Consider the following 7,093-nt stretch of genomic DNA (forward strand, 5'->3'; position numbering starts at 1 on the left):
CTTCGGGTGCGGGTTCTCGCCGTACCGGAGAGACCGGCCGTTCCTGAACTGGAAGGAGTAGGTCTCCGGGAAACCGCCGTCGAGGCCGGAGAGATAGTTCGAGATCGCGGCGTCGTAGGCGGCCGTCCGTGCAAAGACCTTCTTTGCAAGGGCAAGCCTCTCCTCGTAATCGAACCCGCCCTTCGCGACGGCCTCCTTCACCTTCGGGTAGTCGGCCGGGTCGACGACCACAGAGACGAACTTGAAGTTCTTCGCCGCCGCCCTGATCATCGCGGGGCCGCCGATGTCGATGAACTCGATGAGTTTGTCGAGGTCGAGGTGCTCGCCCGACATCTTCTCGAAGGGATAGAGGTTCACGACGACGATGTCGATCGGGTTGATGTCGAGGTCCTGCATCACCCGGGCGTCGACGTCGCGCCGGCCGAGGAGGCCGCCGTGGATGCGCGGGTGGAGGGTCTTCACCCTGCCGCCCATGATCTCGGGCGAGCCCGTGTACTCTGAGACTTCGATAAAGTCGATCCCTGCTTCTTTCAGGGCCTTTCCAGTCCCCCCGGAACTGATGATACGGTATTTGTTCTCAACAAGCGTCTGCGCAAGGTCCACGATGCCGGCCTTGTCCCAGACAGAGAGAAGTGCCCATTTCATACTGAAGATATGGGCCTCAGATCTCTTATATCTTTCAAGGGCAGGATGCAATCTCTTATCCCCCTGCCCGGTAAACGTTATTCTATGCGGGAACCTGCCGTCAAGAAGACGCTGTACTGGTGCAGGGAGTGTAACCTTCCTCTGATCGGGAAGACCTGCCGGTGCGGCGCGGCCGGCGTGGAGATCCCGATCCAGAAACCCTATGACCTCCGCCCGGCCCTCGCCCACGACCACGAGCTGTTGCGGTCCCTCCTCCTCGAACGCTACGGCACCGACCGCCTCCCCCAGGTGGTCCTCTTCAACAAGAGCAGCGGCGTCGACAGGACCGAGGTCGTCATCGCAAACGGCGTCGAGTTCGGGCGCCTCTCCTATGACCAGGCAGGGCATGCCTATACCCTGGACCTCTCGCAGGACGCTCTCCGCTTCCTCGCCCCCTTCATCACGAAGGGGGTCGTGGACATCACCGCCGAGGCCGAAGAGCAGGGGTTCGGCAACCGCCGTCTCGGCGGGAAGAAGGTGATGGTCAGGACCAACCTTTCCGACGGCCCGGTGGTCGTCAGGATGAAAGACCTCCTCGGCGTCGGCCAGCTCCATGACGGGGGCGTCAGGGTGCGGCAGATCGGGAAGGTCCAGCCCGAGTCGCCGCCAGACCCCTCGTGGGGCGAGGCGGTCCGCGTGAACGTCCCCCTCCTCAAGGACCTCGAACGCACGGCTGTCAGGTTCATCAGGCAGCACATGGACGACCGGCCCGCGGCGAACGTCTCCTTCTCGGGCGGCAAGGACAGCACGGTCTGCCTCGAACTCGCGCGACGGGCCGGGGTCAAAGATGTCTTCTCTGTCGATACGGGCCTGGAGTTTCCTGAGACCGTGGAGTTTGTCAGGCAGTCCGGGATCCCGGTCGTCATCCACGGGAACGACTTCTGGAAAGAGGTGGACAAATTCGGCCTCCCGAGAAAGGACAACCGCTGGTGCTGCGAGAGGCTCAAGCTCCAGCCTGTCAAAGACTATCTCTCCCATAAGGGTCCCTGTGTCACCGTGCAGGGGAACAGGTGGTACGAGTCCTTCTCCCGCTCCACTCTGCCGGGTGTCATAGTCAATCCCTTCAACCCGTTGCAGCTGAATATCTCGCCCATCAGGAACTGGCGGGCCCTCGAAGTCTTCCTCTACCTCTGGTGGCGGAAGGTGCCGTACAACCCCCTCTATGAGATGGGCTATGAGAGGGTGGGGTGCTATCTCTGCCCGGCGATGCTGGAGAGCGAGGCCGCACGGACGCGGGAGATCCACCCCGATCTCGCCGGCCACTGGGAGGAGTACCTGGTGTCGTGGGCAAAGAAGAAGGGCCTCTCCCGGCGCTATATCGATCTCGGTCTCTGGCGATGGGAGAACCCGCCCCCGAAGATGTGCGAACTTGCCGGGCGGTGCGGGGTCTCAGTCTCGAAAAAGAGACAGAAATCTTAAAAACCACGAATATTTTCTTGAAATGATAATCTGGTGTCAATCTGTGTCCCTCTCCGTATCCACGATACAAAATTATATATAGAACTACATTGCAATTGATATTGCATACAGAGGATTTCCATGGAGGCGGATAGAGATAATCAGGCGCCGGAGAAGCAACCGACCCTGGAACAGCCCGGCCCCCCGGGAGAGGGCAAAGATATCGAGTCCCTCGGGAAGGCCTGTGACGATCTCAGGGCGGCGAACGCCGACCTCAAGAGATCCTGTGACGACCTGAACGAACGGTATCTCCGCCTTGCTGCGGATTTCGACAACTTCAGGAAGCGTACTGCCCGGCAGAACGAGGAGATCAGGGAGTACGCCCTGGAAAAGTTCGCCGCGGAACTGCTCGACGTTGTCGACAACTTCGAGCGGGCACGGAAGTCCGACGATGCCTCCCTCCGCGAGGGCCTTGAAAGCATACAGAAACAGTTCTCCGGGATCCTGGAAAAACACGGGATCGAACCTCTTTCGTGCCTCCACGCGGCATTCAACCCCGAGGAGCACGAAGCGGTTGCCTGCATCCCGTCGGAACACCCGGAAGGCACAGTTGTCGAAGAATTCATCCCCGGCTACCGCATGCACGACAGGATAATCAGGCATGCGAAAGTCGCGGTGTCAAAAGGAAACAACGAATAAGAGGAATATTATGGCAACAGAAAAGGTTCTTGGTATTGACCTTGGCACGACGAACTCCTGCATGGCCATCATGGAGGGCGGTCAGCCTGTCGTGATCGCGAATGCAGAAGGCGGCAGGACAACGCCGTCGATCGTGGCGTTCAGCAAGGAAGGCGAGCGGCTTGTCGGCAGCGTCGCCAAGAGACAGGCGATCACCAACCCGAAGAGGACGATCATCTCGATCAAGCGGAAGATGGGGACGAGCGAGACCGTCGACATCGACGACAGGAAGTACACCCCGCAGGAGATCTCCGCGATGATCCTCCAGAAGATGAAGCTCGATGCCGAGGCATATCTCGGCGAGAAGATCGAGAAGGCCGTCATCACCGTCCCGGCCTACTTCAACGACGCCCAGAGACAGGCCACGAAGGACGCCGGCAAGATCGCCGGGCTTGACGTCATGCGGATCATCAACGAGCCGACCGCGAGCGCCCTCGCCTACGGCATCGACAAGGAAGAGGAGTCGACCATCCTCGTCTACGACCTCGGCGGCGGCACCTTCGATGTCTCCATTCTCCAGCTCGGCGACGGCGTCTTCGAAGTGAAGGCGACTGCCGGGAACAACCGCCTCGGCGGCGACGACTTCGACCAGCGTGTCATGGACTGGGTCGTCGCAGAGTTCAGGGCAAAGGAAGGCCTCGACCTTTCGAAGGACCCGATGGCACTGCAGAGGATCAGGGACGCCGCCGAGAACGCCAAGAAGGAGCTCTCGACCGTCCAGAAGACGAGCATCAACCTCCCCTACATCACCACCGACGCCAGCGGCCCGAAGTTCCTGGACATGGACCTCACCAGGGCGAAGTTCGAGCAGCTTGTCGGCGACCTGGTCGAGAAGACCGTCGAACCTGTGAAGCAGGCCCTCTCCGACGCGAAGCTGACCGCGTCCGATATCGACCACGTCCTCCTTGTGGGCGGTTCGACTCGCGTGCCCCTCGTCGTCGAGACGGTCAGGAAGCTCCTGGGCAAGGAACCCGACAAGGGCATCAACCCTGACGAGTGCGTGGCCGTCGGCGCCGCGATCCAGGGCGGCGTCCTCACCGGCGAGGCAAAGGACGTGCTCCTCCTTGATGTCACCCCCCTCTCCCTCGGCATCGAGACCCTCGGCGGCATCGACACGAAGTTGATCGACCGGAACACCACCATCCCGACGAGAAAGAGCCAGATCTTCTCGACGGCTGCGGACGGCCAGACGAGCGTCGAGATCCACGTGATCCAGGGCGAGCGCGCCCTTGCCAAGGACAACTTCACCCTCGGCAAGTTCCAGCTCACCGGCATCCCGCCCGCACCCCGCGGCATCCCCCAGATCGAGGTCACCTTCGACATCGACGCCAACGGTATCGTCCATGTCTCGGCAAAGGACCTCGGGACAGGCAAGGAGCAGACCATCACCATCAAGGGCGGCAAGGGGATCTCCGAGGACGAGATCAACCGCATGGTCAACGACTCCAAGAATTTCGAGGAAGACGACAAGAAGAAGCGCGAGGAGATCGAGGTGCGGAACACCGCCGACACCGCGGTCTACACCGCCGAAAAGACCCTCAAGGAGTCCGGCGACAAGATCGGCGAGGACGATAAGAAGAAGATCGAGGAGACCTCCGCCGCCCTGAAGACGGCCCTCGAAGGTGACGACACCGAGGATATCAAGAAGAAACTGGAAGAACTCACCGAGGCCGTGTACGCGGTCACCGCCAAGATCTACCAGGAAGCGCAGAAGGCTCAGGAGGCCCAGAAGGCCGCCGGTGCCGAGGGTGCACAGAAGAAGCAGGACGACAATGTCGTCGATGCCGACTTCGATGTCAAGGACGAGAAGAAAGAGTGAGCATAGATGAGTGCGGGAAGCTACTATGATGTCCTCGGCGTCGCCCGGGACGCCGGCGAGCAGGAGATCAAGAAGGCATACCGCAACCTTGCACGGAAATATCACCCTGATGTCTGCAAGGAGCCTGACGCGGAAGAAAAGTTTAAGGATATCAACGAGGCTTACTCGGTGCTCTCGGACCCGGAGAAACGCGCCCAGTACGACAATATCGGGCACGAGGCTTTCAAGAACGCCTCGAAGGGTTCGTACACCGGTGGCGGCGGGTACGGCGGCGGGTTCCAGGCTGACTTCAGCGGCTTTGGAGACATCTTCGACACCTTCTTTGGTGGCGGCGGCGGGCCGAGAGGTCCGCGGCCTGGCGCCGACCTCCTGTACCGCCTCTCGATCAGCCTGAAAGACGCGGTCTTCGGGACAGACCGGGAGATCGAGGTCATGCACACCGAGTCCTGTCCTGAGTGCGACGGGAGCGGGAGCAAGAACAAGAAGTTCCGGGTCTGTCCGAAGTGCGGAGGCAGCGGCCAGGTCAGGCAGGTGAGCCAGTCGCTCTTCGGGCAGTTCGTGCGGATGAGCGCCTGCCCTGACTGCGGCGGCAGGGGGAAGATGCCGGAGGAACCCTGCAAACGCTGCAAGGGCAGCGGCCATGCCCGGGTGAAGAGGAAGGTGTCTGTCCGCATCCCGCCCGGCGCCTACAGCGGGCTCCGCTTGCGGATGGAGGGTTATGGCGAGGCCGGGGACTACGGCGCCCAGGTCGGCGACCTCTATGTCGAGATCATCGTCGAGGAGCACCCGGACTTTGTCCGCAACGGCGAAAACCTCGAAACCACCGTGAAGGTCACCCCGGCCCAGGCGGCAGTCGGTTCAAAGGTCGAGGTGAAGACGATCGACGGCCGGACCGTCGAGCTGAAGATCCCGGCCGGCATCCAGCACGGCACCGCGCTGCGCATTCCCGGCGAGGGCGTGCGCCACCGCGGCCGGCCCGGCGACCTCCTCGTGCGCGTGAAGATCGTCGTCCCGAAGAGTCTCTCCGACGAGGAGAAGGAACTCTACCAGAAACTGCTTGAGATCGAGATGAAGAAGGGTCCGGGGAAGAAGGGCTTCTTCAAGGACTTCGTCGACAAGGTGAGGAGGGGCGGGCCTGAAGAGTAGGCCGGGCCCTCATTTTCTTTTTTCCCGCTCATTCCAATTTTCGGCACCCTCATCCTTGATGATCCGAAGATTCCTGACCGCCGCCCCGTCGTCGCTGACAGGGGTACCTGTAGCGGCACGGATAGCGAGGGCCTGGCAGGTCTCGACGAGGGTGGCGTGTGCCCGCCTTCAGGCGTGCGGGAGGCATGCACCGCGGCGAGCAGGCCTTGCCCTGACGGGCAGGACTGATGCCGGTCTCAGGCAGAGGCGTGCATAGAGGTACGGGCGGTGGAGAGCGCTCTCCGACTCGACCTGCCTCTCCGCTCCCGGAAGAGACGCCGCAGCCATTCCCCACCATACTCATACTCGTCTGCGGGGCGTCCGTCCTCATCATCGTGGCAGTCGTCCTCTGGAAGAGGAGATAGACACACCCTTTTTTTCGCGGCACAAAACCGTACCTCCAGACATCCCGATGGACCTTCAGGTCCGCGTGAAGACGTCGGCCAGAAACTGCCTGAGGTCGAGGAGAAGAAGAGATTTGTCAGGGGGATCTGCCCCCTTCCATTTATGCTCTTGTGTATGACGTCTTCTTCAGTTCCCCCGGTGTGAAGATGACGATGTACTCGCCACCCCTGCTTTGTATCCCGGCGCCGCTTCCGTGCTCGGTCGTCACGACCACGTCAGGAGTGGCGACCTTGCAGATCGAGAGATAGAAAACCGGCGACCCTGCAGATACCGTCGAGACCCGGTCGAGGGGGACGAGTGTCCCGTTCTCCATGAGGTACACCGGGATGCTTGCATGGTCATAGTTCACGTTCTGAATCTCTCTCAGGTGAATCGTCCAGTTATTCTCCCAGAAGGAGGCACCGGGGTCGATGACTTCGAGGTCGCTGAAGACCTTGTCCGGATGGGGGAGGCTCAGGAGAGAATGTTCTGCGATCGGTCTGACCGTCACCACACCCTGCGGGTCCAGACATGCATTGAAGTGCCGCCGCTCTCCGTCCACTTCCCCGGAGAAACAGAGGTTCAGCAGGACGACACGGCCGTCGCCGCCCATGATCCGGTCAAAACCGCTCATCATCCCGCTCTCTTCCTCGATACCCGTCGCCTCCACCGCTCCCTCCCAGAAGGCGGTGAGAGGGGGACCTGATGTCCCGGCAGGGAGGGTGAAGGTCTCTTCCGTGAACTACCCCGGCCTGAAAACCGGGCTTCCTGCTTCATCCTCCCTCTATTGAGGTGAGTCCACAGGCTCGACGGCGCGTCCCGCACCTGCTACCCCCACAAGGTTCTGCTCTTGCAGGGCAAACTTCTTGATATTGATCGCCGCGT

At 61.3% G+C, this 7,093-nt stretch carries 6 protein-coding genes and 1 pseudogene; 5 read left to right on the forward strand and 2 right to left on the reverse strand.

Going from position 1 to position 7,093, the window contains the following annotated elements:
* Positions 1-645: pseudogene (gene purH, locus PHP59_RS10590) on the reverse strand (bifunctional phosphoribosylaminoimidazolecarboxamide formyltransferase/IMP cyclohydrolase); the annotation flags it as partial.
* Between the two features lie 84 nt (positions 646-729).
* Between purH and PHP59_RS10595 the strand changes: the two are divergent.
* From PHP59_RS10595 to PHP59_RS10615, 5 genes are all read left to right on the forward strand, one after another.
* Positions 730-2,103 (forward strand): phosphoadenosine phosphosulfate reductase family protein, encoded by a 1,374-nt coding sequence (locus tag PHP59_RS10595; RefSeq protein WP_300166750.1) that lies wholly within the window; start codon positions 730-732, stop codon positions 2,101-2,103.
* Positions 2,104-2,223: 120 nt separating this feature from the next.
* A complete protein-coding gene (locus tag PHP59_RS10600) occupies positions 2,224-2,781 on the forward strand; it encodes a nucleotide exchange factor GrpE (RefSeq protein WP_300166752.1) in 558 nt (185 codons plus the stop codon).
* Between the two features lie 10 nt (positions 2,782-2,791).
* Positions 2,792-4,639 carry a molecular chaperone DnaK gene (dnaK, locus tag PHP59_RS10605; protein WP_300166754.1) on the forward strand — a complete coding sequence of 616 codons (1,848 nt, stop codon included), beginning with the start codon at positions 2,792-2,794 and terminating at the stop codon, positions 4,637-4,639.
* 6 nt (positions 4,640-4,645) lie between these two features.
* Complete coding sequence (dnaJ, locus tag PHP59_RS10610; RefSeq protein WP_300166756.1) at positions 4,646-5,785, forward strand: molecular chaperone DnaJ; 1,140 nt, start codon at positions 4,646-4,648, stop codon at positions 5,783-5,785.
* A 58-nt stretch (positions 5,786-5,843) separates the two neighbouring features.
* On the forward strand, positions 5,844-6,041 hold the full coding sequence (locus tag PHP59_RS10615; RefSeq protein WP_300166758.1) for a hypothetical protein: 198 nt from the start codon (positions 5,844-5,846) through the stop codon (positions 6,039-6,041).
* Between the two features lie 288 nt (positions 6,042-6,329).
* Here the strand turns inward: PHP59_RS10615 and PHP59_RS10620 are convergent, their stop codons facing one another.
* Complete coding sequence (locus PHP59_RS10620) at positions 6,330-6,878, reverse strand: hypothetical protein (protein ID WP_300166759.1); 549 nt, start codon at positions 6,876-6,878, stop codon at positions 6,330-6,332.
* Positions 6,879-7,093 lie beyond the last annotated feature (215 nt).

Origin of the sequence: Methanofollis sp., assembly GCF_028702905.1 — an archaeon.
Classification (GTDB): domain Archaea; phylum Halobacteriota; class Methanomicrobia; order Methanomicrobiales; family Methanofollaceae; genus Methanofollis.

What these genes read in the sequence shown, in the direction of transcription:
- PHP59_RS10595 (WP_300166750.1), top strand. Translation starts at nt 730, where the DNA reads ATGCGGGAACCTGCCGTCAAGAAGACGCTGTACTGGTGCAGGGAGTGT.
- PHP59_RS10600 (WP_300166752.1), top strand. Translation starts at nt 2,224, where the DNA reads ATGGAGGCGGATAGAGATAATCAGGCGCCGGAGAAGCAACCGACCCTG.
- dnaK (WP_300166754.1), top strand. Translation starts at nt 2,792, where the DNA reads ATGGCAACAGAAAAGGTTCTTGGTATTGACCTTGGCACGACGAACTCC.
- dnaJ (WP_300166756.1), top strand. Translation starts at nt 4,646, where the DNA reads ATGAGTGCGGGAAGCTACTATGATGTCCTCGGCGTCGCCCGGGACGCC.
- PHP59_RS10615 (WP_300166758.1), top strand. Translation starts at nt 5,844, where the DNA reads ATGATCCGAAGATTCCTGACCGCCGCCCCGTCGTCGCTGACAGGGGTA.